The organism is Novosphingobium sediminicola, assembly GCF_014196525.1.
Taxonomy (GTDB): Bacteria; Pseudomonadota; Alphaproteobacteria; order Sphingomonadales; family Sphingomonadaceae; genus Novosphingobium; species Novosphingobium sediminicola.
Window position 1 is genome coordinate 132,808 of sequence record NZ_JACIDX010000005.1, and the last position, 24,665, is coordinate 157,472.

Genomic DNA, 24,665 nt, shown 5'->3' on the forward strand with positions numbered 1-24,665 from the left:
AACCGAAATTCCCTGCCTCGGCCCCCGTAATATGCCCGGCGCAGCCCCCGCTGCGCTGGGCAAAATGCTTACTTGGCCAGCTTGTCGAGCATCTTCTGCATTTCCAGCATCTGGTTGCGCAGCGCGTCGATTTCCGATTTCGTGCCGGTTTCGGCTTCCGGCTCGCGCGCGGGTTCGGCGGGCTTGGGCGGGGTGCCATCGGCGCCGGGCATGAAGGCGGCGGCGGCGGCCTGGAACATGGCGATGTTCTGCTGGGCCAGACGGGCCAGCGGATTGCTCTCCATACTGTCCTCAAACGCCTTGCGCAGCTTCATCTGGTTGGCGCGAAACTGCTCCATGCTGGCTTCGAGATAATGCGGGATCAGGCCCTGCATCGAATTGCCATACATGCCGATCAACTGGCGCAGGAAATTGACCGGCAGCATCTGCTCACCGCTGGCCTCTTCTTCCATGATGATCTGGGTCAGGATCTGATGCGTGATATCGGCGCCCGATTTGGCGTCCAGCACGCGAAATTCGATACCCTCGCGCGTCATCTTGGACAGATGATCCAGCGTAATATAGCTCGACGATTGGGTATTATAGAGACGCCGGTTAGCGTATTTCTTGATGATAACCGTGTCGCTTTTGCCTTCTGCCTTTTCGGTCATGCGCCCTCGCTCCTCCCAGAGTTGTAGCTTACGCTAACACCGTATGGCGGTGCGGTGCAACATATTGCTGCTGCGCGGCAGTGGTTTGTCACAATTGAATTTATGCGATTTCGTCTTCGCCTTTTGCAAAGCTGGAAAATGCCTGCAACACCGCGCGCCAGCCCAGCAAAATCGCCCCGTGGCGGCCCGGAAATTCACGCGCCGGGGCAATAGCGGCAAGGCCGGGCCAGTCGGGCAGATCGCCCTCGCCCGCCAGCCAGCGCAAGAGGTCAGTCTCGGCTTGCGCAAAGTCGGATTCGCTGCGCCCGATGGCCGCATCCGCCATGATCGCGCCCGCCGCCTGCCCGATCGCGCAGGCCTGTGCGGCAAGACCGATCCGCGCGATCCGGCCATCAGCGTCCAGATCAATGCCCACCTTCATCGTGCTGCCGCAACTGGGCGAACGCGCCGCACCCTGCAAGGCCAGCCCATCATCCCAACGATGCCGGACCAGCCCCGTCGCCAGCATCAGCACCTCGGGCGTATAGAGAGCGGCAACCGAGGCCATATCAGTCGACCGTGCGATGCGTCTTGCGCTTGGCATGAGTCGTCGTCGCGTGAGTCGTCGACTGGGGGCTGGGCTCGGCCTCATCCTTGGCGCGATCCTCGGCAGCCTCGCGGCGGCGCTGCGAGATCATCTTGACCAGCGCCTCGCTGCTGGCGTCGATGAAGCTGTAGGTGCGCGAATGGGTGATCCAGCCGGGCCGCCCCTTTGGCCCCCAGATCGTATCATAAGCCAGAATTAGCACCGAATAGCCCAGCACGATAATCAGCGTGCCCTTGACCGCGCCAAAGCCGAAACCCAAAACCCGGTCCACCGGCGCCAGCGCCGAGGCGCGGCTGGCCGTGCCCAGATAGCGCGCCACGCCCCGCACCACCACATAGGGCACGATCAGCAGCAAAAAGAACGCCAGCACACTGGCCCCGCTCTCCGTACCGATATGAGGCGTGAGCACTTCGGCCAGCGGCGTGTGCAGCATATGGATCGCAAAGATCGCCACCGCGCCCGCGAAAAGCGAGATCGCCTCCTGCACAAAACCGCGCAGAAAGCCGAAGGTGGCGGCAAGGCCGACCACCACAAGCACAAGAATATCAAATCCGGTCATAGGCCAAGGGGGTTATTCGTCCCCCACGATGCGGTCAACGAGATTTGGCAAAAGGTTGATGACGCGGTGCCGCATTTCGGCCACCGATTCCCCCGCCCCGCCGCTATCCTCCGGCCCATAGGCCTGCTCAAACCCCAGCTTGGCCCCTTCGCGCAGGCGCAGGCCGCCATGGGCCACAGGCCGGATTTCCCCTGCCAGACTGACTTCGCCAAACCACACCGATCGCGCGGGCAAAGGCTTGTCCGCCAGCGCCGAAACCAGCGCGGCCGCCACCGCCAGATCCGCCGCCGGATCGGCCAGACGATAGCCCCCCGCGACATTGAGATAGACTTCGCAAGCCGAGAAATTGAGCCCGCAGCGCGCCTCCAGCACCGCCAGCAGCATGGCCAGACGCCCATTGTCCCAGCCCACCACCGCGCGCCGGGGCGTGGCCCCCGATTGCAACCGCACGATCAGTGCCTGAATTTCCACCAACACCGGGCGCGTGCCCTCAATCGCAGGGAAGACCGCGCTGCCCGGCACCGGATTTTCGCGGCCCGACAGGAACAGCATCGAAGGGTTGGACACTTCCTCCAACCCCTTGCCCGCCATGGCAAAAACGCCAATTTCATCAACCGGGCCAAAGCGGTTCTTCAGATTGCGCAGGATGCGATATTGATGGCTGCGCTCGCCTTCAAAGGCCATCACCACATCGACCATATGCTCCAGCACGCGCGGCCCCGCGATGCTGCCGTCCTTGGTCACATGGCCCACCAGCACCAGCGCCGCGCCATTCTCCTTGGCATAACGGATCAGTTCAAACGCACAGCCGCGCACCTGGCTGACCGTGCCGGGCGCGCCCTCGATCTGGTCGGAATGCATGCACTGGATCGAATCGATCACCAGCAAAGCGGGCGCCTCCATCCCGCCCAGCGTGGTCAGAATATCGCGCACCGACGTGGACGAGGCGAGCCGAATCGGGGCGCTCTGCAAGCCGAGCCGCTCGGCGCGCAGGCGGATCTGTCCCGGCGCTTCCTCGCCGCTGATATAGACCGCAAGGCCGCCCGCCTGCGCCACCTTCGCGCTGGCCTGAAGCAACAGCGTCGATTTGCCGATACCCGGATCGCCGCCCATCAAAATCGCGCTGCCGGGGACAAGACCCCCGCCCAGCGCACGGTCGAATTCGGCAATGCCTGTGCTGCGCCGCACCAGCTTGTCATCGGCCTTGTCCAGCGGCTCAAACAGGATCGCCCGCCCGCCGCTCGACAAATCATGCTTGGCCGAAAACACCGTCTGCGGCGCCTCCTCGGCCAGCGTGTTCCATTCGCCGCAATCAGCGCATTGCCCCTGCCAGCGGTTGGTGACACTGCCACAGGAGGTGCAGGTGAAGCGACGTTTCGGTTTGGCCATGGCGCATCGTAGGGAGAACAAAAGGGGAAATCAAGGGTGGAAAGTGGGCCTCCGGCGGGCAAAGGGATTCATCCCTTTGCAATCCCATTAAGGGGGGGCGTTACCGGCGACGGGGTGCCGTGCCATAAATAAAGCCTGCGGCGCCATTATGCTGCGCCGCAGGCTTTAAAATTCAAACGCCGCGCCCGACACAAATCGCCGAACCCATAGCGCAACATAGACATTAACGGGATTGTTAAGGGCTCCCGCCCTTAACCCGCCGGAGGCAAAACCCCCAACCTTACTCCGTCAAATCACTCCAGACATTCTTCAACCGATCAAAGAACCCCTTGGCCTCTGGGCATTCATCCCCGGTTTCAGTAGCCTGAAACTCGCGCAGCAATTCCTTCTGCCGCGCCGAAAGCTTGGTCGGCGTTTCCACCGCGACCTCGACCACCAGATCGCCAACCCCGCGCCCGTTGAGCACCGGCATACCGGCCCCGCGCTTTTGCAATTGCTTGCCGGTCTGAATGCCTGCGGGAATATCGATGACGTGCTTGACGCCATCCATGCCCGGAATCTCGATCTGTCCGCCCAGCGCCGCCGTGGTAAAGCTGATCGGCGCGCGGGTCAGCAGCGTGGTGTTCTCGCGGTCGAAGACCGCATGGCGACGGATATGCAGGAAGATATACAGATCCCCCGGCGGGGAACCGTTCGGCCCAGCCTCACCCTTGCCCGACAGGCGGATGCGGTTGCCATTGTCCACGCCCTTGGGGATCACGACTTCCAGCTTCTTGCGCTGATCGACGCGACCTTCGCCGTGGCATTTCTTGCAAGGCTTTTCGATCACCTCGCCACGGCCATGACAGGTCGGGCAGGTCCGCTCGACCATGAAAAAGCCCTGCTGCGCGCGCACCTTGCCGTGGCCGCCGCACAGGTTGCAGCGGCGCTTGCCCGTGCCCGGTTGCGCCCCGGTTCCGGCGCAAGGTTCGCAGCTTGTGGCCACCTCGACCTCGATTTCCACGGTCTTGCCATGGAAGGCGTCTTCCAGCCCGATTTCGAGATCATAGCGCAGATCGGCCCCGCGTCGGGGCTGTTGCCGGGCCCCGCCGCCGCCAAAGGCATTGCCAAAGATGCTCTCGAAAATATCGCCGATATCGCCGAAATCACCGCCGCCGTGGAAACCACCGCCGCCCGCGCCCGGTCCGCCGTTTTGAAACGCAGCATGGCCGAAACGGTCATAGGCCGCGCGCTTTTGCGGGTCCTTCAGGCAATCATAGGCTTCGCTGATCTGTTTGAATTTGGCCTCGGACTCGTTGCAACCGGGGTTGCGATCCGGGTGAAATTTCATCGCCAGTTTGCGATAGGAAGATTTCAGCGTCGCATCATCAGCGTCACGCGAAACTTCCAGCAGTTCGTAATAGTCGATTTCAGCCGACATTGCACATTTCCCCTGAAGAGAGGCCCGCCTCGTTCAAGGCGGGCCTCTTTCATCGCAACATCAGGCCTTCTTGTCGTCCACTTCCGAGAACTCGGCGTCGACCACATCGTCCTGAGCCGGAGCGGCGCCCGGCGAAGCGGCGGCAGCCTGTTCCTTCTCATAGATCGCCTGACCCATCTTCATGGCCTTTTCGGTCAGGGCCTGAGTCTTGGCGGTCATTTCGGCCGGATCATTGCCTTCGATGGCGGCCTTGGCTTCGGCAATGGCGGCTTCGATTTCGGCCTTCAGACCGGCGTCGATCTTGTCGCCATTTTCGGCCAACTGCTGCTCGGTGGCATGGACGAGGCTGTCGGCGTTGTTCTTGGCCTCGGCGGCCTCACGACGCTTCTTGTCCTCTTCGGCAAACTTTTCAGCATCCTTGACCATCTGGTCGATGTCGGCATCATTAAGGCCGCCCGACGCCTGGATCTTGATCTGCTGTTCCTTGCCGGTGCCCTTGTCCTTGGCCGACACGTTCACGATGCCGTTGGCGTCAATGTCGAAGGTCACTTCGATCTGGGGCACACCGCGACGCGCCGGCGGAATGCCGATCAGGTCGAAATTGCCCAGCATCTTATTGTCCTGCGCCATTTCGCGCTCGCCCTGGAACACGCGGATGGTCACGGCCTGCTGATTGTCATCAGCGGTTGAAAACACCTGTGACTTCTTGGTCGGGATCGTGGTGTTGCGGTCGATCATGCGGGTGAACACGCCGCCCAGCGTTTCGATGCCCAGCGACAGCGGGGTCACGTCGAGCAGCAGCACGTCCTTGACATCGCCCTGCAGCACGCCCGCCTGAATGGCCGCGCCCATGGCGACGACTTCGTCAGGGTTCACGCCCGTGTGGGGTTCCTTGCCGAAGAATTCCTTCACCGCGTCGCGCACCTTGGGCATGCGGGTCATGCCGCCCACCAGCACCACGTCGTCGATCTGGGCCGCAGTCACGCCTGCGTCCTGCATCGCCTTGCGGCAGGGTTCCATCGTGCGCGCGATCAGATCGGCCACCAGACGTTCCAGATCCGAACGGGTGATCGTTTCGACCAGATGCAGCGGCGTGGTCGCCCCTGCTTCCATGCGGGCGGTGATGAAGGGCAGGTTGATTTCGGTGGTCTGCGCGCTCGACAGCTCGATCTTGGCCTTTTCGGCTGCTTCCTTCAGACGCTGAAGCGCCAGACGGTCGCCGCGCAGGTCCAGACCTTCCTTGGCCTTGAACTTGTCGGCCAGATATTCGACGACCTTGGTGTCGAAATCTTCACCGCCAAGGAAGGTGTCACCGTTGGTCGACTTCACCTCGAACACGCCGTCGCCGATTTCAAGGATCGAGACGTCGAACGTGCCGCCGCCAAGGTCATAAACAGCGATGGTCTTGCCATCGTTCTTGTCCAGACCATAGGCCAGCGCGGCCGCCGTCGGCTCGTTGATGATGCGCAGCACTTCAAGGCCCGCGATCTGACCCGCGTCCTTGGTGGCCTGACGCTGGGCGTCGTTGAAATAGGCGGGCACGGTGATGACGGCCTGCGTCACGGTTTCGCCCAGATACGATTCGGCGGTTTCCTTCATCTTCTGAAGAGTGAAGGCGCTGATCTGCGAAGGCGAATAGTCGGTGCCACCGGCTGCAACCCATGCATCGCCATTCTTGCCCTTGGCGATGGCATAGGGAACCAGTTCCATATCCTTCTGGGTCATCGGATCGTCATAACGACGGCCGATAAGACGCTTCACAGCGAAGATGGTGTTGTCGGGGTTGGTCACCGCCTGACGCTTGGCGGGCTGCCCGATCAGGCGCTCGCCGTCCTTGGTGAAGGCCACGATCGAGGGCGTGGTGCGCGCGCCTTCCGAATTTTCGATAACCTTGGGCTTGCCCCCATCCATAACAGCAACGCAGCTGTTGGTGGTGCCAAGGTCAATACCGATTACTTTACCCATATCGTCGATCCCTAAGTCCAGTGTTGACACCACCCTTTGGCTTCCCGAAAAATCCGGCAAAGCGGCTCGATGGCTCGTTTGACTTGGCGGCATATAGGTGGGCTTTTGCGCCTAACAAGGGCCTTGGCGCGCGAAGCGTCACTTCATCCACGGCCTTGGCGCATTTTGCCGGTCATTTTGGCTGTGTCGGGCCCGCGCGGGCATCGCAACGCCCCGCCCCTCGAAACGGCATTTTTCCTCATTCATGCGGCATTTACACCGGATTGATCGCAGTCATGCTTGGAATAAAGCGAAAAAGTGCCTAACCTAAACGTCAGCCACGATCCGCCGCATGGGCGTGCCGGAACAATTCATTCGCATAACGACCAAGACCCAAGGACTGCCGCCCGATGAAAAAGATCGCTTTGGCCCTCTGCCTGCCTCTCGCCCTTGGCGCTCTTTCCGCATGCGGGGGCGACAAGAAGGCGCAGACCCCCGCCGGACTTTCCGCGATGGACGGCATGCTGATCCACGATGGCCGCCTTGTGCTGCCCGCGGTCAAGGGGCGCCCGGCGGCGGGCTATTTCACCGTTTCCAATCAGAGCGGCTCGGTCGCCACCCTCACCGGGGTCAGCGTGGCCCATACCGGCAAGGCGGAAATGCATGTGACGCTTGACGGCATCATGGAGGCCGTCCCCCGGCTCGACATCGGTTCGGGGCAGAGCGTCTCCTTCGGGCCGGGCGGCAAACATGCCATGGTATTCGATGTCTCACCCGATCTGCAGCCGGGCGGAACCACGGAACTCACCTTGACCTTTTCGGACGGGCGCAAGCTGACCGCGCCGATGCAGATTGAGGCGCCCGGCATGATGGGCGCCATGGATCATTCCAAAATGTAGGGCGCCATGAAAAAGGCCCGCGTATCGCAATGACACGCAGGCTTTTTCTTGTCAGGCATGTGCTTGCCCCGAGTCAGCCTCAGGTCAGCAGCGAACGCGATATTCCCGGCCGCGATCATCCATGCGATAGCAATTGCCGTCGCGCTTGCGCACCGTCGAACCAGCCACACCGCCCGCCGCCGCGCCAATCGCCGCGCCGGTGGCTACATCGCCGCCCGAAACCCCCGCCACAACCGCGCCGACGCCGGCGCCCGCCAAAGCCCCCTCGCCGCCATAATTGCTGGCACAGCCCCCGGTCATCACCAGAGCACCGGCCAACATGCCGACCATCAGAAATTTGCGCATAACAGCCTCCTTTCCTCGTTACCCAAGGAAAGGGTTCAGGCGGGGGAAGGTTCCACCCGCCCTGCGCCTTAACGCTTATTCCGGCTTTTTCGCCACGGCCACCATGGCCGGACGCAGCAGGCGATCCTTGATCGAATAGCCATGCTGAAGCACCTGAATCACGGTGCCGGGTTCGGCATCATGGGGCACTTCGATCATCGCCTGATGCTGGTTGGGGTCCAGCGGCAGACCATGGGCGGCCACCTTCTGGATGCCATGCTGACCAAACACCTTGTCCAGTTCGCGGCCCGTGGCCTCGATCCCGGCCAACAGCGCCTTCAACCGCTCATCCTCGCGCAGATCGGCGGGAATGGCGTCGAGCGCGCGCGAAAGATTGTCCGCAACGCTCAGCATGTCGCGGGCAAAGCTGGTGCTGGCATAGGCGCGCGCGTCGGCAATGTCCTTTTCCAGACGGCGGCGCACGTTCTGGGTGTCGGCGCGTGCATAAAGCACATCATTGCGCGCGGCTTCCAGATCGTTTTCGAGTTGGGCGATGCGGGTGGCCAGATCGTCTCCGGCCTCATGCTGACCCTGCGTAGTTTCTTCCGTCATTGTTCCGATTATTCCAGTTTCAACCGATCAGTTTGCCCAAAGACTGGGCTGTGAAATCCACCATGGGGACGAGACGCGCATAATTCAACCGCGTTGGCCCGATTACCCCCACAACGCCGATCACCCGCCCATCGCGATCTCTGTAGGGAGATGCAATGACCGATGAGCCGGAAAGCGCGAAAAGCCGGTTCTCGCTGCCGATAAAAATGCGCGTGGCATCGCCCTGTTTGGCCCGGTCGAGCAATTCGGCCACCGATTGTTTATTTTCCAGATCATCGAGCAGCGAGCGCACCCGGTCGAGATCATGCAGCGCCGCCTCGTCCAGCAGATTGGCCTGTCCGCGCACGATCAGCACGGGGCGGTTGGCCGCATCCTCGCTCCACACCGCCAATCCTCGCTGGACCAGATCGGCGCTGGCGGCGTCCAGTGCGCTTTTCCCGCTGATAATTTCGGCCTGCATCGCGCCCGCCGCCTCGGCCAATGTGCGCCCGCCCAGATGGGCTGTGATATAATTCGACGCCGCCTCCAGCGCGCCCGCGCCAATCGATGTCGGCAAGGCCAGGATGCGGTTTTCGATTCCCCCATCCTCGCCCACCAGCACCGCCAGCGCGCGGCCCGGCGAGAGCGGCACAAGGCTCATCTGCGCCAGACGCGGCTCGCGCTGAGGCACCATCACCACGCCCGCGCAGGCCGAAATGTCGGACAGCGCCGCGCTGGTCGCGGCCAGCGCCGCCTCGATCGGGCCGGGCTGGTGCAGGGAACGCTCGATTGCAGCGCGCTCCTCCATGCTGGGTTCGCGCACCTGCATCATGCCATCGACGAACAGGCGCAGCCCCTGCTCGGTCGGCATCCGGCCTGCGCTGGTATGGGGATGGCTGAGCAGGCCCAGCCCCTCAAGCTCGGCCAGCACGCTGCGGATCGAGGCGGGCGAAAGATTGAGCGCCCCGCCCCCGGCCAGCGTTTTCGACCCCACCGGTAGGCCCGAATGGATATAGGCCTCGACCACCTGCCGGAATATTTCGCGCGCGCGCCCCGTCACCTCGGGAAAGGAAAGTTCAGAAGGAGCGGATTTGGCCATCCCCATCATATTGGGCGGCCAATCCCGTCAAATCAAGAGACACCTCAAATCAGGCAGAACCGACCGGCAAAACCTTGCCCCTGCCCGCTCAACACGATAGGGCCGCGTCAACTTCATCAAGAACCAAACTTTACCTATAGAAAGGCCTGCCATGCGTCCCTCTGGCCGCGCGCCCGACGAAATGCGCGAGATCGAAATCATCACCAATTTCACCAAGCATGCCGAAGGCAGCGTGCTGGTCTGCTTTGGCGACACCAAGGTTCTGGTCACGGCCAGCGTCGAGGAACGCGTGCCCCCGTTCATGCGCGGCAAGGGCGAAGGCTGGGTGACAGCGGAATATTCGATGCTGCCCCGCGCCACCCACACCCGCGGCAGCCGCGAGGCCGCCAAGGGCAAGCAGTCGGGCCGCACGCAGGAAATTCAGCGCCTGATCGGCCGCAGCCTGCGCGCTGTCACGGATCTCAAGAAGCTGGGCGAACGCCAGATCACGCTGGATTGCGACGTGATCCAGGCCGATGGCGGCACCCGCACGGCTTCGATTTCGGGCGCATGGGTGGCGCTGCGTCTGGCCATCAATGGCCTGATGGCCAAGGGCCTGATCGTCGAAGACCCGCTGCCGCGCAAGGTGGCCGCCATTTCCTGCGGCATCGTCAATGGTGCGGCGGTTTTGGATCTCGATTATATTGAGGATTCGGGCGCGGATGCCGACGCCAATTTCGTGCTGATCGAAGGCGGCCATATTGCCGAGGCGCAGGCCACCGCCGAAGGCGCGACCTATGACGAAGAAGGCCTGCTGCGCCTGCTGCGTCTGGCCCGCATCGGCTGTGATCGCATCTTTGCCGCACAGGACAAGGCGGTCGGGGCTTAATTGCCCCGCCAGCCTGCCGTACAACATCCAAACATCCGCCAAAGGGGCCAAGCGCCGATGACCAGACTTTCCGGCAAGATCGTGATCGCCACGCATAATCTGGGCAAACTGGCCGAGATGCAGAAGATGCTGGCCCCCTATGGACTGGAATGCGTATCGGCGGGCGAACTGGGACTGGAAGAGCCCGAGGAAGTCGGCACCACCTTTATCGAAAACGCGCTGATCAAGGCGCGTTTCGCCGCGGTAGAAAGCGGGCTGCCTGCGCTGGCCGACGATTCGGGCCTGTGTGTTCAGGCGCTGGGCGGGCGGCCCGGCGTCTACACCGCCGACTGGGCTGAACGCCACTGGTACGAAGGTCCCGAAGGCCGCGACTGGTTCATGGCCATGGGCAAGGTCGAGGGCCTGCTGTGCGAACACGGGCCGGACGTGGGCCGCGCGGCGCATTTCGCCTGCGTGCTGGCGCTGGCATGGCCCGATGGAGTCGATGCGGTCTATGAAGGCCGGGTCGACGGCACGATGACATGGCCCCCGCGCGGACGTCTGGGCTTCGGCTTCGACCCGGTGTTCATCCCGCGCGGCTATAATCAGACCTTCGCTGAAATCCCCCCCGCCGATAAGGCCAAGATCAGCCACCGCGCCGATGCCTTTGCCAAGTTGGTGGCGGATCAGTTCGGGTAAGGTTTATGCCTCCGACGGGCAAAGGGTCTTGACCCTTTGCAATCCCGTTAATGTAGGCGTTGCACGCGTGGTTCAGCCGAACCGCTAAAAGCGCGGCGTTCAGATTTTAGAGCCTGCGGCGCTATCGGGTGTTAGCTCACCGCGCCGCAGGCTTTAAAACGACAGCACATCATGTTTCGTTGCAAATGATGCACAACCCCATAATGGGATTGCAAAGGGCCCCCGCCCTTTGCCCGCCGGAGGCAAAACTCCAAACCCTCAAAACCCCTTACGGCACCTTCTGCCCAAAAATATTCCCCGCAGGCCAATAACGGCAGACGAGGAAATCATCCCTCGGCCCGCGCGCCATGGCGCAGCCCACCTTCTGCGTCCCGCGCCAGACGATCTGGGTGTAATGGGCGACATTGCGCCAATTGCCGTCGCGGGTGACGGCGGGGAATGTGCCAGGCAGGAAATCGTCGCGTTCGGAGATGAACTGCTCGATCATGGTTTCGATCGGGTATGCGCCCGCCGTGCCCATAAACAGGTTTTCGCCCGCCTTTTTGCGTCGCTCGGCCGAGGCATGTTCGAACTTTCCGCTGCGGGCCAGTTCCTGCGCCCAATCAAGCGCGCCTTGCGCCAGCGCTTCGTCCCAGACCAGCGGTGCCTCGCTCATCCGCCCCCTTTCGCGGTTATGCGCCGCCAGCGCGCGCGCCGCCAGAGCGGGCGCCATGGCGGGCGGGCCGGAGCCATAGACGGCAACCGGAGTGATCGCAGGGGCAGCCGAAACCGGGCCGCCGATCAGGCAACAGAGGACAAAAGCATGGCGCATCATACCCGCCCCTTGACATCTCAACCTTAAACCAGCGTGAAGAAGCCATGGCACGCGCACTTTATATTCACTGGCCCTTCTGTCTCAAGAAATGCCCCTATTGCGATTTCAACAGCCATGTGCGCGATGGGGTCGACCATGAATTGTGGCGCCGCGCGCTGTTGGCCGACCTGCTCCGCGAGGCCGAACTGGCGGGTGGCGAGGCGCTGGAGAGCATATTTTTCGGCGGCGGTACACCCAGCCTGATGCCGCCCGCACTGGTCGCCGCCTTGCTGGAGGAAGCCGAGCGTCTTTGGGGTTTTGCCCCCGGCATCGAGATCACGCTGGAGGCCAATCCATCGAGCGTGGAGGCTGCCAATTTCGCCGCTCTGGCCAGCGCGGGGGTCAATCGCGTCTCGCTGGGGGTTCAGGCTCTGGATGATGCGGCGCTGCGTTTCCTTGGCCGCCTGCATGGCGTGGACGAGGCGCTGGCCGCGCTCTGCGTGGCGCAGGAGCATTTCTCGCGCGTCAGCTTCGACCTCATCTATGCCCGCCCCGATCAGTCCGCCGATGCGTGGGAGGCCGAACTGACCCGCGCCCTCGCGCTGGGCACCGATCACCTCTCACTCTATCAGCTCACCATCGAGGAAGGTACGCGCTTTGCCACTTTGGTGCGCGAAGGGGCCTTTGCCCCGCTTGAGGATGATCCGGCAGCCGACCTGTTCGCCCTGACCCGCGAGATCACCGCGCGCGCCGGATTGCCCGCCTATGAAGTGTCGAACCACGCCCGCCCCGGACAGGAAAGCCGCCACAACCTGACCTATTGGCGCTATCACGACTATGCCGGGATCGGGCCGGGCGCGCATGGGCGGCGCGGAGGATTTGCCACGACACGGCATAAAAAGCCCGAAAACTGGCTCACCTCGGTCGCGGCCAAGGGCCATGGCACGCAGGAGGAGCGCGCACTTTCCCCCGCCGAACAGGGGGCCGAGGCGGTGCTGATGGGCCTGCGTCTGGCCGAGGGGCTGGATGTGGCGGCACTTTCCGCGCGATTGGGTCTGGCGCAGGGCGATCTGATCGAGGCGGACAAGCTGGCGCTGTTCATCCGTCAAGGGCTGATGTGGCTGGAAGGCCCGCGCATCGGCGCGACCGAGGCCGGGATGCTGGTCTTGAACAGCCTGATCGCGCAGGTCACGCCCGACGGATTGGCCGGATGAACGAGGCGGCCGCCTTCCTCGTCGCCCGCGCCGAAGTGCTGGCCGCATGGCACGCGCATCTGACCGATGCCCGCCGGCGCAGCCCGCATACCGTGCGCGCCTATATGGCCACGGCGGGGCGGGTGATGGATGCGCTGGAGGCCTATGATTGGGCGGCGCTGGCGCGGGTGGATACGGCGGGCCTGCGCCATTTTCTGGCCGAGCGGCGCGAGGATGGCATCGCCAATATCTCGGTCGCGCGCGAATTGTCGGCCTTGCGCGGCTTCCTCAGCTTTGCCCGCGAAAAGGCGGGCATGGTCAAGCCCGCCCCGCCCCGCCTGCGCGGCCCCCGGATCAAGCGCGGCATCCCCCGCCCGATCACGCCCGACGAGGCGACCGATCTTGCCGATCTGGTCGCGGTCAATGCGCGCGATGACTGGCAGGGATTGCGCGACCGGGCAGTGCTGCTGCTGCTCTATGGCGCAGGACTTCGCATCGCCGAGGCTTTGTCGCTGACCGGCGCGGACTGGCCGATGGGCGACCGGCTGACTATCACCGGCAAGCGGAGCAAGCAGCGCGTGATCGCCATCCTGCCCGCCGTGCGCGAGGCGATTGCGGCCTATCTGGCCGCCTGTCCCTATCCGGTCGAGCGGGACAAGGCTTTGTTTCGCACGGTGAAAGGCGCGGCGCTCTATCAATCGGCGGTGCAAAAGGCGGTGGCCGATGCGCGCGGGATGCTCGGCCTGCCCGATACGGCCACGCCGCATGCGCTGCGCCATTCCTTTGCCACGCATCTGCTGGGCGCGGGGGCGGATCTGCGCTCGATTCAGGAATTGCTGGGCCATGCCAGCCTGTCCTCGACGCAGGTTTACACAAGGGTGGATGCCGCCGTGCTGCTCGACGCCTATCGCAATGCGCATCCCAGAGCGGAAGATTAACCCCGGAACCACCCGTCAATCCGGGGCCGCATCCAGCGCAGCACCGGCACCTCGACCCAGCGATAGACCGCCACCGACAGCGCCACCACGGCCAGACTGACCAGCCCCGCCCATGGCAGCCAGGGCAGCGCATCATCGCCCAGCCAGTCCTGCACCGCCAGCGCGCCATGCACCACCGGCAGGTGCACCAGATAAAGCGCAAAGGACGCATCGCCCAGCAGGATCAGCCAACCCTGTCGCGCCAGCCAGAGCGACAAAACCCCGCCCCCTGCGCCAAAGATCCAGATGAACAAGGCCATCAGCGGCAGATAGGCCAGTTGCATCCGCCACACATCGGGCAGGCCCAACAGCGGATAGGCCACCATCGCGGCCACCAGCAGCGCCAGCGCGGTGATCTCTGCCCCCGTCCCGCCCCGGCGCGGCAGGCGATAGACCAGCATCCCCAGCATAAAATCGAGCAGGCGAGAAACCGGGCTGATATAGGTCAGCCAATGGGTCAGGGTCGGCTCATCGCCCGCAATGATCGCCCCCTGCCCCGATGCCACGCGCCAGATCGCCACCCCCAGATTGAGCGCCAGCAACCCCGCTGCCAGCCAGCCGAGCCGCCGCAGCGGCATCAGCGCCAAACCGGCAAAACAGGCATAGAAAAACGCCTCGTCCGACAGGCTCCAACTTGGTTCATTGATGGTGAAATACCAGTCGGCATGCGGCACCCATGCCTGAAGCAGCAGCAGATTGACCGCCACCTTGGGCCAAACGCCCGCACCTTCCTGAACCAGCGCCAGCACCGCCAGCGGCACGCCAACCAGCCAGTGCAGCGGCAGCACGCGCGCCAGCCGAAGCGTGAAATAGTGCCAGCCGCCGATCCGTCCCTGCGCCAGCCGCGCCTGATAGGTATGGGCGAGGATATAGCCCGAGAGCATGAAGAAGAAGGACACGCCCGCATAACCCTCGTGAAAGAGGGTGCGCGCGAGGGGCTGAAGCGCATTGGGATATTCGGCCAACGGCCAGAGATGCGAGGCCAGCACCGCCAGCGCCGCGAAAAACCGCAGCGCCGTCAGTTGATCGAGGCGGATCATTAACCTGCCGTCATATCCTTATGCCGCCGCTCGATCGCGGCCCAGATCATCGCGCCGCAATCGCTGTTGTTGAAACGGTCGATGGCGACAATGCCGGTGGGCGAAGTTACGTTGATTTCGGTCAGCCATTGCCCGCCGATCACGTCAATGCCGACAAACACCAGCCCGCGCGCGCGCAGTTCCGGGCCAAGCACGCGGCAGATTTCTGCCTCGCGTTCGGTCAATTCGGTCGCCTCGGCGCTGCCGCCCACGGCAAGGTTGCTGCGGAATTCGCCCTCGCCCGGACGGCGGTTGATGGCGCCCGCCACCTCGCCATCGACCAGCACGATGCGCTTGTCACCCATGGACACGTCGGGCAGGAAGGGCTGCACCATGAAGGGCTCCTTCCACATCTGGGTGAACACCTCGATCAGCGCGCCCAGATTGTCGCCGCTGGCCGGCACACGGAACACCGCCTTGCCGCCATTGCCATGCAGCGGTTTGATCACCAGATCGCCGCCGAAACCGCGCTCGACCATGCGTTTTTGAAAGCCGCGCACATCCTCGATCCGGCGCGCAACCAGCGTTGGCGGCATGAATTGCGCGAAATCGAGGACGAACACCTTTTCAGGCGCATTGCGCACCTGTTCCGGGTCATTGATGACCAGCGTGGTGCCCTTCAGCTTTTCAAGGATATGCGCGCCGGTGATATAGCCAAGGTCGAAGGGCGGATCCTGACGCATCAGCACTACATCAATGTCCGCGCCCAGATCGATAGTGGCAAATTCGCCCAGCTTGTAATGCGCTTCGCTACTCTGCGGACGGTGCACTATGACGGGGGCGGCCCATGCCGAAACCCGGCCTTTTCCGTCCGGCGTCGATTCCCATGCCAGCGTGCCGACATCGTAATACCACAGCGAATGCCCCCGCGCCTGAGCCGAGAGCATCAGGGCAAAGGTGGAATCGCCCGCGACATTGATCGAGGGCAACGGGTCCATCTGGACGGCAATACGAAGCGACATCAGTCTATTCTCCAAATGGATCACATTGGCATCCATGCGTTGGCGATGTGGCGCACCATCGCGCCGGGCGCAAGCAGCAGAATATCTATCCGCATGTCATCGCCAGCTTTCTCATACTCCGGCCACAGCAATTCGGCCGCGCGCGCCACGCGGGTCAGGCGGCGCTGGTCGATGGCAAAATCGAGATCGGTCTCGCGGGCGCGCCATTTGACCTCGACGAAAACCACCAATCCGGGCCGTCGGGCGATAATGTCCACCTCGCCGCGCGGGGTTTTCACGCGCTGGGCCACAATCTCGAAACCCTGATCGCGCAACCAGTCGCAGGCCAGCGTTTCGCCATGCCGCCCGCGCGCCTCGGCGGCGACGCGGTCGGCCTCGCGCCGCCAGGTCATTTCAAGGTGAGCGCCAGAGCATACAGCGCCTTGCGATCCAGCCCGGTGGCCTTGGCAACGGCGGCGGCGGCCTGACTGGGCTTCAGCTCGCGCAATTGTTCGCGCAGCAGCTTTTCGGCATCCTCCATACTGGCCGCCTCGGCCGCCGCCGGGCCGACCATCAGCACGATCTCGCCGCGCGGCGGGTTGGCGGTGTAATGGTCGATCAGTTCGTCGGGCGTGCCGCTGCGGCATTCCTCGAACATCTTGGTCAATTCGCGCGCCACGGCCACTTCGCGCCCCGGCAGAACCTTGGCAATCGCGGCCAGAGCATCGGTCAGACGCGGCGCGGTTTCGTAAAACACCAGCGTCGAGGGTACCACCGCCAGCTCGGCCAGAGCATGTTCGCGCGCCTTTTCCTTGGACGGCAGAAATCCGGCAAACAGAAACTTGTCCGAGGGTAGGCCCGATAGCGTAATGCCGACAATCGCCGCGCTGGGGCCGGGAATGGAGGTAACGGGAATGCCCCGCTCGCGGCATTCGCGCACAAGGCGATAGCCCGGATCGGACACCAGCGGCGTCCCCGCATCCGACACCAGCGCCACAGGCTGATCCGCCATCAGCGCCAGCAGCCCTTCGCGCGCGCGCTCATCGGCGTGGTCGTCATAGCGGATCATGCGCTGTTTGATGTCCAGATGCTGCAACAATCGCCCGGTAACCCGCGTATCCTCACAGGCCACCGCCGCCACGTCTCGCAATGTCTCGATCGCGCGCAGGGTGATATCGCGGAGATTGCCAATTGGCGTGGCGACAATATACAGGCCAGAAGAGAGTTTTTGTTCCATAGGTCAGCTTCATAGCAGGGCCGAACGGAGCAAGCCAACAGGACAAAAAAGATGGAACAGCCCGGGGCCCCCGCATACCGCACGCTTTGGCGCAAAAGCCTCGCTCTTGGCGCGACGGCGCTGCTCTCGGCCTGCGCGGTCGTGCCCAAGGCGCCGGTGGAAACGCCCAATGCGCCGCCCCCGCCCACCGCGCAATTGCCCACCGACGAAGGCCGCCACCGCATCGCGCTGCTGGTGCCGCTATCGGGCCCGGGCGGCGCTGTGGGTCAGGCAATGGAACATGCCACCACCATGGCCTTGCTGGACACCAATGCCACCAAGATCCGCATCACTACCTATGACACCTCGCTGGGCGCGCCGGGCGCGGCGGCCAAAGCGCTGGCCGATGGCAACCGGCTGATTCTGGGGCCGATGCTGGGCGAAGATGCGCTGGCCGTGGCGCAGACGGCGCGTGCGGGCCATGTGCCGGTGATCTCCTATAGCGGGGATGCAGGCGCGGCGGGCAATGATGTCTTTGTGATGGGCACGGTCCCGGCCCAATCCATCGCCCGCGTGGTCAAATATGCCCGCGCGCAAGGGGTGACGCGCTTTGCCGCGCTGATGCCGCTGGGCTATTATGGCGAGCGTGCGGGCAATGCCACCATCGCGGCGGTGCGCGCGGCGGGCGGTACGCTGGTGGGCATGGAAAGCTATGACCGGTCCAAGGGCGCGCTGACGGCGGCGGTGCGACGGCTGAAGGGGCGCGGGGCGTTTGATGCGGTGGTGATCGGCGATACGGCGGCCATGGCGGCGCAGGCGGCGCCTCTGCTGAAGGTCGCGGCGCCCAATCTGCGCATTCTGGGCAATGAATTGTGGGCCGGCGAAGCCGTGGTGGCGCGCACGCCTGCGCTGAACGGCGCATGGTTTGCCGCGCTTTCCGATCAGCGCTTTGGCCGCTTTACCGAAAGCTATAAGGCGCGCTTTGGGCAATCTCCCTATCGCGCGGCCACTTTGGGCTATGACAGCGTGCTGCTGACCCTGCGCATTGCGCGCGAATGGGCGCCGGGCACACCCTTCCCCACCGGACGCCTGCTGGATCGGGGCGGGTTCCTTGGGCTGGACGGCATCTTCCGTTTCAGCGCCAATCAGGTGATCGAGCGCGCCTTGGAAGTGCGCGAGGCGCGCGGCGGGGCTATCAATGTGCTCAGCCCCGCGCCCACCCGCTTCGAGGACTGAGGTTTCAGGGGATTTCAGGGCGTGGGGCGCTTGCGTTCGGGCGCAACGCCGGTCTAGGCTGTCGTCCATGTCGGACGATCTGTTTGAAACCCCACGCGGCCCTTCGGGCGAGGCTTATGACGGCTCGGCGATCGAGGTGCTTGAAGGCCTTGAGCCTGTGCGCCGCCGACCGGGCATGTATATTGGCGGCACCGACGAACGCGCGCTCCATCACCTTGTCGCCGAAGTGCTCGACAATGCGATGGACGAGGCGGTGGCGGGCCATGCCAACCGGATCGAGGTGTATCTTGAGGAAGCCCCCGGCGCGGCGGGGCGGATCACGATTGTCGACAATGGTCGCGGCATTCCGGTCGATGAACATCCCAAATTCCCCGGCAAATCGGCGCTGGAGGTCATCCTTTCGACGCTCCATTCGGGCGGCAAGTTTTCGGGCAAGGCCTATGCCACCAGCGGCGGTCTGCACGGCGTGGGCATCAGCGTGGTCAATGCGCTCTCGACGCTGACCCGTGTTGAAGTGGCGCGCAACAAGGAATTGTTTGCTCAGGAATTTTCGCGCGGGCAAACGCTTGGCCCCATTCAAAAGATCGGCGCGGCGCCCAATCGGCGCGGCACATCGGTGCAGTTCACGCCCGACCCGGAAATCTTCGGGGCCGATGCACGCTTCAAGCCCGCCCGCCTGTTCAAACTGGTGCGCTCGAAGGCCTATCTGTTTGCCGGCGTCGAAATCCGCTGGAAATGCGCGCCCTCGCTGGCCAGCGAGGATGTGCCTGCCGAAGCCACGTTCCAGTTTCCCGGCGGCCTTGCCGACCATCTGGCCGAACAGATCGCCAAGCGCGAATGCGTGACCGCCACGCCCTTTTCGGGCACGCAGGATTTCCCCGGCGAGATGAATGGCCGCGTCGAATGGGCTATTGCCTGGCCTTTGTGGTCCGAGGGCGCCTATTCCTATTACTGCAACACCATCCCTACGCCCGATGGCGGCACCCATGAACAGGGCCTGCGCGCGGCATTGACCAAGGGCATCCGCGCTTTTGGCGAGTTGGTGGGCAATAAGAAGGCCAAGGACATCGCGCCCGAGGACGTGGTGACCTGCTGCGAGGCGATGCTCAGCGTCTTTATCCGCGATCCGCAGTTTCAGTCGCAAACCAAGGACCGCCTGACCAGCCCTGAGGCCGCGCGCCTGGTGGAAAGCGCGGTGCGCGATCATTTCGACCATTTCCTGACCGACAATATGGAACGCGGCAAGGCATTGCTGGGCCATGTGATGGAGCGGATGGACGAACGCCTGCGCCGCAAGGCGGAGCGCGAGGTCAAGCGCAAGACCGCCACCAATGCACGCAAGCTGCGCCTGCCGGGCAAGCTGACCGATTGCAGCGGCGAAGGCGAAGGCGAGACCGAACTGTTCATCGTCGAAGGCGATTCGGCGGGCGGCAGCGCGAAACAGGCCCGCGACCGCAAGACGCAGGCCATCCTGCCGATCCGGGGTAAAATCCTGAACGTGGCCAGCGCCAGCATGGACAAGATCCGCGCCAATCAGGAAATCGCCGACCTTTCGCTGGCGATGGGCTGCGGGATGCGCAAGGACTGCAACCCGGACAATCTGCGCTATGACCGCATCATCATCATGACCGACGCCGATGTTGACGGCGCGCATATCGCCACGCTGCTGATGACCTTCTTCTTTCAGGAAATGGCCGATATCGTGCGACGCGGCCATCTCTATCTGGCCCAGCCGCCGCTCTACCGCCTGACAGCGGGCAAGGAGAGCGCCTATGCCCGCGATGACGCGCATCGGGCCGAGCTGGAAAAGACCAAGTTCAAAGGCAAGAAGGTCGAGGTGGGCCGGTTCAAGGGTCTTGGCGAAATGAACCCGCAGCAATTGCGCGAAACCACGATGGACCCGGCCAAGCGTAGCCTTGTGCGCATCACGCTGCCGCAGGAATATGAGGACCGGGCGCAGGTCAAGGATCTGGTGGACCGCCTGATGGGCCGCAACCCGGAACACCGCTTCCACTTCATCCAGAACCGCGCCGCCGACATCGACCCGGAAATGATCGACGCCTAATGGCCACCAAATCGCATTTCGAGGTGCTGGACGGCTTGCGCGGTGTCGCCGCGCTGCTGGTTCTGGTGTTTCATATCGGCGAGATCCTGTCCAAAGGCGTGATGGCGGACAATTGGCTGCCGCACGGCGCGCTGGCGGTGGATTTCTTCTTTGCGCTCTCGGGCTTTGTCATCGCCCATGCCTATGACCGGCGCATGGCCGAGGGGCTGGGCTTTGGCGGCTTTATGCTGCGCCGCTTTGTCCGGCTGCATCCGATCGTGCCGCTGGCCACGCTGATCGGCGCGCTGGCCTGGGTGTTTGCCCCCTTCCCCCATGCGGCCCATGTGGTTGACGGCCGGTTCTGGACGGCGGTGGTCATGGGGCTTTTCCTGCTGCCCTATCCCACGCTGGCGGACCGGGCCGAGGACACCCATTCGCTCGACGGACCGACATGGACGCTGTTTCAGGAATATATCGGCTCGGTGGCCTATGGACTGGTGCTGCACCGCCTGTCGCCGCGCGTGCTGGCATGGTTGCTGATCCCGGCGGGCGGACTGCTGGCTTGGGGCGCGGTGGCCTATGGCAATCTCTCGGTCGGCTGGGGGTGGAGCCATTGGTGGATGGCGGAGGCGCGCTTGGCGTTTCCCTTCATCTTCGGCATCCTGCTGCGCCGTATCCTGCCGCGCCTTACGCCTTTGCGGATGAGCTTTGGCGGATTGGCCATCGTGATGGCGGTGGCTTTTGCCGCAGGCGTGCCGGGGGGCAAGCCGGGCTGGGCCAATGGCCTGCTGGAATTTGCTTATGTCGGGCTGCTCTTCCCGCTCATCATCCTGATGGGCGCCCATTCGCGGATGAGCGCGGGCATGCGCAAGCTGGCCAAGGCGCTGGGCCGCCTGTCTTACCCATTGTATATCATCCATTATCCCTTCATCTACTGGTATTGGGATATGGCGTTGGACCCGCATCCGCATAATCTGGCCCTCTGGGCGCCGGTGCTTTACATCGGCTCGGTGGCGCTGGGCTGGGCGGCGCTGCGGCTTTGGGATGACCCCCTGCGGCGCTGGGCCACGGCGCGCTGGATTGCCAAGGAGAATTGAGATGACCCATACCGGACAGTGCCTGTGCGGCGCGGTGAAGCTCGCGCTGGAGGGTGATCCCATCGCCGCGCGCATGTGCTGGTGTCATGACTGCCAAAGGCTCGCCAGCGGATCGGCCACGGTCAACGCCTTGTTCGCGCCGGAAAATGTGACGGTGACGGGGCCGGTGACTCTGCATCACAAGGTCGCCGACAGCGGCAACACGGTCGAGCGCGCTTTTTGCACCGCCTGCGGCAGCCATGTGTTTTCGCGGCCGCTGCTCGATCCGCCGGTGGCCTATCGCATTCGCGCGGGGGCCTTGGACAATCCTGAGATCGCCAAGCCCACCGGCATCATCTGGACCGCCAGCGCCCCGTCATGGGCGGTGATGGACCCTGCCCTGCCGCAATTCCCCAAGGCGCCGCCTGCCTAAAAGCGGCGCCCGTGGGCCTCAATCCTGCGGGCGCAGCTTTTCCATCGGTACTTCGGCAAACATTTTCTGCACCGCCGGACGCGCATTGATCTGGGCGATCCAGCGCACCAGATGCGGCGCATCGGCCTCATTCACCAATTCGGGGAAGCTGTAATTCATGCCATTGGCGATGGCGAAATTGCAGATGTCGGCCAGGGTGAACATGCCGCCCGCCAGCCACTCATTGTCGGCCAGATGGTCGTTGAGGCGCTTGACCGAAAAGGCGATCTTGCGCATTTCCTCGTCGAGCAGATCCTGCGGGAATCCCTCGCGCGCGCGGCGCCATTTGACCTGTTGTTCAAAGACGGGAATGCCCTTCACCTTCTCCTCGAATTCGGCATCGCTCAGGCTTTTGACCATATTGCCGACATAGCGGTGCCAGCCGATGGTCGAGACGCACCAGCAGAAATATTCATCGACCCACTTGGTCCAGATCCGCATTTGCGCGCGGCCATAGGAATCGGCGGGGCGCAGCTTCACCTCGCCGGGGTGTTCATCCTCAAGATATTCGCAGATCACCGTGCTTTCGGTAATCACCTTGTCGCCATCGACCAGAGCTGGCACCTGTCCGCGCGGATTGATGGCCTTGAACCAATCCTGATGATGTTCAAAGATGGCCGGGTTCAGGCGGTGCCCTTCAAAGGGCGTGCCCTTTTCATAAAGGGTGAGCAGCGGCTTCATTGAATTGGCGGCGGGGCCAAAGGAATAGAGTTTGAGCATCGTATGGGCATCCTCTTGTGCTTTGCGCCGACCTTAAGGAATGTAAGCAATGCATACAAGTGGTGGGAAAAATACCCGGCAGATTCCCGATCAGTTTCAGGCCCTCGGCGCGATGGTGGCGCGGCTGCATCGCGCCGCGCCACCGCGCGATCAGTAAAGCAGATAAGGCCGGATTTCCTCCGCCCAGCGCGCCTCGTCCGGCGTGGTGATCGCATCGAGATCCGCCGCGCATGACCCGGCATCGTCCACCCATTCGCGCAAAGCCGGCCCACCATTGATGACATCGATGGCAAGGCGGGTCAGCTCATACTCATAGGGGAAATCGCGCCACAGCGGATAATCCGGATAGAGCCGCCGGATCGCCTTGAAGGCCAGCGCCTGCAAACGCCAGGGGCGGAAGGCATTATGGTCATAAAACCCGCCCTCCGCATGGATCATCAGCGCGCTGCACAATTGGCCGACATGCTTGTGGAACGTGGGCGTGAACCAGCATTCGCGCAAGGCGCATCCCGTTATCCATTGGGGGGCGAAGCTCTGCATCTCGGCCAGCACAGCCTTGGCATCCACATCAGGCGCGCCGAACAATACCTCCAGCGGGCGGGTCGTGCCGCGCCCTTCGGACAGGTTCGTGCCTTCCAGCATCACCGTCCCGGCATAGGCGCGGGCCATGTTGAGGCTGGCCGCATTCGGGCTGGGGTTGATCCAGAGGCGTTCCTCGGGCCAGCCATAACCAGCCAGACCGCCGCGTGCCGGGGCATCGGGCTGCCAACCCTCCATCGTGATGACGCGGTAATCAACGTCCAGCTTGTAATGATCGACGAACCAGCGCCCCATCTCGCCCAGCGTCAGGCCGTGGCGCATCGGCATAGGCCCGGCACCGACAAAGCTCTCCTGTCCGGGCAGGAGCGTCAGCCCTTCGATGGGGCGCCCCGCCGGATTGGGCCGGTCCAGCACCCAAACCGACTTGCCCGTGCCCGATGCGGCCTCCAGCAGGTAAAGCAAGGTTGTGACGAAAGTGTAGATCCGGCAGCCAAGGTCCTGAAGATCGAAGAGAAACACATCCGCCGTATCCATCATCGCCGGGGTCGGGCGGCGCACTTGGCCATAAAGGCTGAACACCGGAATGCCGAGCGCGGGGTCGAACTCGTCCTCGGTCTCGACCATATTGTCCTGCTTGTCGCCCTTCAGCCCGTGCTGCGGCCCAAAGGCGCTGGTCAGGTTCACATCGCCGCAGGCGGCCAACGCATCAAGACTGTGCACCAGCCCCGAGGTCAGCGAAGCGGGATGCGCCACCAGCGACACACGGCGCCCGGCAAGCGGGGCACGAAGCGAGGGATCAGCGAGCAGGCGGTCAAGGCCGAACAGAACAGTCATGGTGCCTCCGCTGCCGCAAGCTGGAGCGTGAAGCAAGAGCGCTTGTGAAAATCGGGCCGTCCTTCGCCATGGTCCAGCGCCCAATAGGATTTGTGGCCGCCCGCCTCCTCGATCACGGCGGTCAACCCCGCACAAACCGCCCCATCCAGAATCGCGCGCGGCAGGCGAACCTCGCACACCGCCTCATCCCCCGCCCGCGTTATGGCGATCACCGGGGCGATGGGCATATCCGCATCATGGCTCTGCCCGCGATAATCGGCAAAACCATAGGTCGCCCAGCGCGAGGAAGGCGAGAAGTTGAACTCCTGATAAGTCGTCCCCTCCCGCCCCAGAAACAGCTCGAAACAGGTCGTCTTCCACAGGTCATCATGACGCTCGGGCGCGGCCGGCGCGGGCAGCACCAGCCCCCCCGCACCGCCCACGCAATAGCGCAGCACCAGCGCATCGCCCCGCGCCTCCCATTCCACGCGCAGGGATTTCACCCCCACGGCAGGCGTTTGCGGGTGACAGATCAGCGAGAAAGTTCCCAAAGCCAAT

General features: G+C 63.6%; 26 protein-coding genes. 9 read left to right on the top strand and 17 right to left on the bottom strand.

Annotation, left to right across the window (positions count from 1 at the left end; translation table 11 throughout):
* Positions 1-68: 68 nt before the first annotated feature.
* The 6 genes from phaR to dnaK all read right to left on the bottom strand — a co-directional run bounded on the left by phaR (position 69) and on the right by dnaK (position 6,569).
* On the bottom strand, positions 69-650 hold the full coding sequence (phaR, locus tag GGR38_RS07995) for a polyhydroxyalkanoate synthesis repressor PhaR (protein WP_172338890.1): 582 nt from the start codon (positions 648-650) through the stop codon (positions 69-71).
* 100 nt (positions 651-750) lie between these two features.
* Complete coding sequence (locus GGR38_RS08000; RefSeq protein WP_183624331.1) at positions 751-1,197, bottom strand: iron-sulfur cluster assembly scaffold protein; 447 nt, start codon at positions 1,195-1,197, stop codon at positions 751-753.
* A 1-nt stretch (position 1,198) separates the two neighbouring features.
* The gene (locus GGR38_RS08005; RefSeq protein ID WP_183624333.1) at positions 1,199-1,795 is read right to left on the bottom strand and encodes a CvpA family protein; all 597 of its coding nucleotides are present in this window, start codon (positions 1,793-1,795) and stop codon (positions 1,199-1,201) included.
* Positions 1,796-1,807: 12 nt separating this feature from the next.
* A complete protein-coding gene (gene radA, locus GGR38_RS08010; protein WP_183624334.1) occupies positions 1,808-3,184 on the bottom strand; it encodes a DNA repair protein RadA in 1,377 nt (458 codons plus the stop codon).
* Between the two features lie 280 nt (positions 3,185-3,464).
* Positions 3,465-4,604: a molecular chaperone DnaJ gene (gene dnaJ / locus GGR38_RS08015; RefSeq protein WP_183624336.1), complete on the bottom strand. Its 1,140-nt coding sequence runs from the start codon at positions 4,602-4,604 to the stop codon at positions 3,465-3,467.
* Positions 4,605-4,664: 60 nt separating this feature from the next.
* On the bottom strand, positions 4,665-6,569 hold the full coding sequence (dnaK, locus tag GGR38_RS08020; protein WP_183624338.1) for a molecular chaperone DnaK: 1,905 nt from the start codon (positions 6,567-6,569) through the stop codon (positions 4,665-4,667).
* Positions 6,570-6,958: 389 nt separating this feature from the next.
* Here dnaK and GGR38_RS08025 point away from each other — a divergent pair, with 389 nt between their 5' ends.
* Positions 6,959-7,447 carry a copper chaperone PCu(A)C gene (locus GGR38_RS08025; RefSeq protein ID WP_183624340.1) on the top strand — a complete coding sequence of 163 codons (489 nt, stop codon included), beginning with the start codon at positions 6,959-6,961 and terminating at the stop codon, positions 7,445-7,447.
* Positions 7,448-7,531: 84 nt separating this feature from the next.
* Here GGR38_RS08025 and GGR38_RS08030 read toward each other — a convergent pair whose 3' ends face one another.
* From GGR38_RS08030 to hrcA, 3 genes are all read right to left on the bottom strand, one after another.
* Complete coding sequence (locus GGR38_RS08030) at positions 7,532-7,792, bottom strand: hypothetical protein (RefSeq protein WP_183624342.1); 261 nt, start codon at positions 7,790-7,792, stop codon at positions 7,532-7,534.
* A 75-nt stretch (positions 7,793-7,867) separates the two neighbouring features.
* Complete coding sequence (grpE, locus tag GGR38_RS08035; protein ID WP_183624344.1) at positions 7,868-8,383, bottom strand: nucleotide exchange factor GrpE; 516 nt, start codon at positions 8,381-8,383, stop codon at positions 7,868-7,870.
* Positions 8,384-8,402: 19 nt separating this feature from the next.
* The gene (gene hrcA, locus GGR38_RS08040; RefSeq protein WP_183624346.1) at positions 8,403-9,461 is read right to left on the bottom strand and encodes a heat-inducible transcriptional repressor HrcA; all 1,059 of its coding nucleotides are present in this window, start codon (positions 9,459-9,461) and stop codon (positions 8,403-8,405) included.
* Between the two features lie 151 nt (positions 9,462-9,612).
* Between hrcA and rph the strand changes: the two genes are divergently transcribed.
* Positions 9,613-10,329 carry a ribonuclease PH gene (gene rph, locus GGR38_RS08045; protein ID WP_183624348.1) on the top strand — a complete coding sequence of 239 codons (717 nt, stop codon included), beginning with the start codon at positions 9,613-9,615 and terminating at the stop codon, positions 10,327-10,329.
* A 57-nt stretch (positions 10,330-10,386) separates the two neighbouring features.
* Positions 10,387-11,007 carry an RdgB/HAM1 family non-canonical purine NTP pyrophosphatase gene (rdgB, locus tag GGR38_RS08050; protein ID WP_183624351.1) on the top strand — a complete coding sequence of 207 codons (621 nt, stop codon included), beginning with the start codon at positions 10,387-10,389 and terminating at the stop codon, positions 11,005-11,007.
* 268 nt (positions 11,008-11,275) lie between these two features.
* Here the strand turns inward: rdgB and GGR38_RS08055 are convergent, their stop codons facing one another.
* Entirely contained in the window at positions 11,276-11,821 is a 546-nt protein-coding gene (locus GGR38_RS08055) for a CAP domain-containing protein (protein WP_183624353.1), read from the bottom strand.
* Between the two features lie 44 nt (positions 11,822-11,865).
* On the opposite strand from GGR38_RS08055, the gene hemW reads away from it, so the two are divergent.
* Together hemW and GGR38_RS08065 are read left to right on the top strand one after the other, a co-directional pair.
* Positions 11,866-13,014, top strand: a complete 1,149-nt coding sequence (gene hemW, locus GGR38_RS08060; RefSeq protein ID WP_183624355.1) for a radical SAM family heme chaperone HemW — start codon at positions 11,866-11,868, stop codon at positions 13,012-13,014.
* A complete protein-coding gene (locus tag GGR38_RS08065; RefSeq protein ID WP_183624357.1) occupies positions 13,011-13,931 on the top strand; it encodes a tyrosine recombinase XerC in 921 nt (306 codons plus the stop codon). Before hemW ends, GGR38_RS08065 begins: the two co-directional genes overlap by 4 nt.
* Here the strand turns inward: GGR38_RS08065 and GGR38_RS08070 are convergent.
* Genes GGR38_RS08070 through rsmI form a run of 4 tightly spaced genes read right to left on the bottom strand, consistent with a single transcriptional unit; the run spans position 13,928 to position 17,227 of the window.
* Entirely contained in the window at positions 13,928-15,010 is a 1,083-nt protein-coding gene (locus tag GGR38_RS08070; RefSeq protein ID WP_183624359.1) for an acyltransferase family protein, read from the bottom strand. The two genes, GGR38_RS08065 and GGR38_RS08070, sit on opposite strands and share 4 nt — an antisense overlap.
* The gene (gshB, locus tag GGR38_RS08075; RefSeq protein WP_183624360.1) at positions 15,010-16,011 is read right to left on the bottom strand and encodes a glutathione synthase; all 1,002 of its coding nucleotides are present in this window, start codon (positions 16,009-16,011) and stop codon (positions 15,010-15,012) included. Before gshB ends, GGR38_RS08070 begins: the two co-directional genes overlap by 1 nt.
* 20 nt (positions 16,012-16,031) lie before the next feature.
* The gene (locus GGR38_RS08080; RefSeq protein ID WP_183624362.1) at positions 16,032-16,403 is read right to left on the bottom strand and encodes a YraN family protein; all 372 of its coding nucleotides are present in this window, start codon (positions 16,401-16,403) and stop codon (positions 16,032-16,034) included.
* Positions 16,400-17,227, bottom strand: a complete 828-nt coding sequence (gene rsmI / locus GGR38_RS08085; RefSeq protein WP_183624364.1) for a 16S rRNA (cytidine(1402)-2'-O)-methyltransferase — start codon at positions 17,225-17,227, stop codon at positions 16,400-16,402. The genes GGR38_RS08080 and rsmI overlap by 4 nt, the downstream gene beginning before the upstream one ends.
* 51 nt (positions 17,228-17,278) lie before the next feature.
* On the opposite strand from rsmI, the gene GGR38_RS08090 reads away from it, so the two are divergent.
* The 4 genes from GGR38_RS08090 to GGR38_RS08105 all read left to right on the top strand — a co-directional run bounded on the left by GGR38_RS08090 (position 17,279) and on the right by GGR38_RS08105 (position 21,995).
* Positions 17,279-18,442: a penicillin-binding protein activator gene (locus GGR38_RS08090; protein ID WP_183624366.1), complete on the top strand. Its 1,164-nt coding sequence runs from the start codon at positions 17,279-17,281 to the stop codon at positions 18,440-18,442.
* 67 nt (positions 18,443-18,509) lie between these two features.
* Positions 18,510-20,507, top strand: coding sequence for a DNA topoisomerase IV subunit B (gene parE / locus GGR38_RS08095; RefSeq protein ID WP_183624368.1), 1,998 nt, complete (start codon positions 18,510-18,512; stop codon positions 20,505-20,507).
* Complete coding sequence (locus GGR38_RS08100; protein WP_183624370.1) at positions 20,507-21,583, top strand: acyltransferase family protein; 1,077 nt, start codon at positions 20,507-20,509, stop codon at positions 21,581-21,583. The genes parE and GGR38_RS08100 overlap by 1 nt, the downstream gene beginning before the upstream one ends.
* A gap of 1 nt (position 21,584) precedes the next feature.
* On the top strand, positions 21,585-21,995 hold the full coding sequence (locus GGR38_RS08105) for a GFA family protein (RefSeq protein ID WP_183624373.1): 411 nt from the start codon (positions 21,585-21,587) through the stop codon (positions 21,993-21,995).
* Between the two features lie 18 nt (positions 21,996-22,013).
* Here the strand turns inward: GGR38_RS08105 and GGR38_RS08110 are convergent, their stop codons facing one another.
* The 3 genes from GGR38_RS08110 to GGR38_RS08120 form a co-directional block, all read right to left on the bottom strand.
* Positions 22,014-22,754: a glutathione S-transferase family protein gene (locus GGR38_RS08110; RefSeq protein WP_183624375.1), complete on the bottom strand. Its 741-nt coding sequence runs from the start codon at positions 22,752-22,754 to the stop codon at positions 22,014-22,016.
* A 150-nt stretch (positions 22,755-22,904) separates the two neighbouring features.
* Positions 22,905-24,128, bottom strand: a complete 1,224-nt coding sequence (locus tag GGR38_RS08115) for an exo-beta-N-acetylmuramidase NamZ family protein (RefSeq protein ID WP_183624377.1) — start codon at positions 24,126-24,128, stop codon at positions 22,905-22,907.
* The gene (locus tag GGR38_RS08120; RefSeq protein ID WP_183624380.1) at positions 24,125-24,664 is read right to left on the bottom strand and encodes a DOMON-like domain-containing protein; all 540 of its coding nucleotides are present in this window, start codon (positions 24,662-24,664) and stop codon (positions 24,125-24,127) included. Before GGR38_RS08120 ends, GGR38_RS08115 begins: the two co-directional genes overlap by 4 nt.
* Position 24,665: the final 1 nt, after the last annotated feature.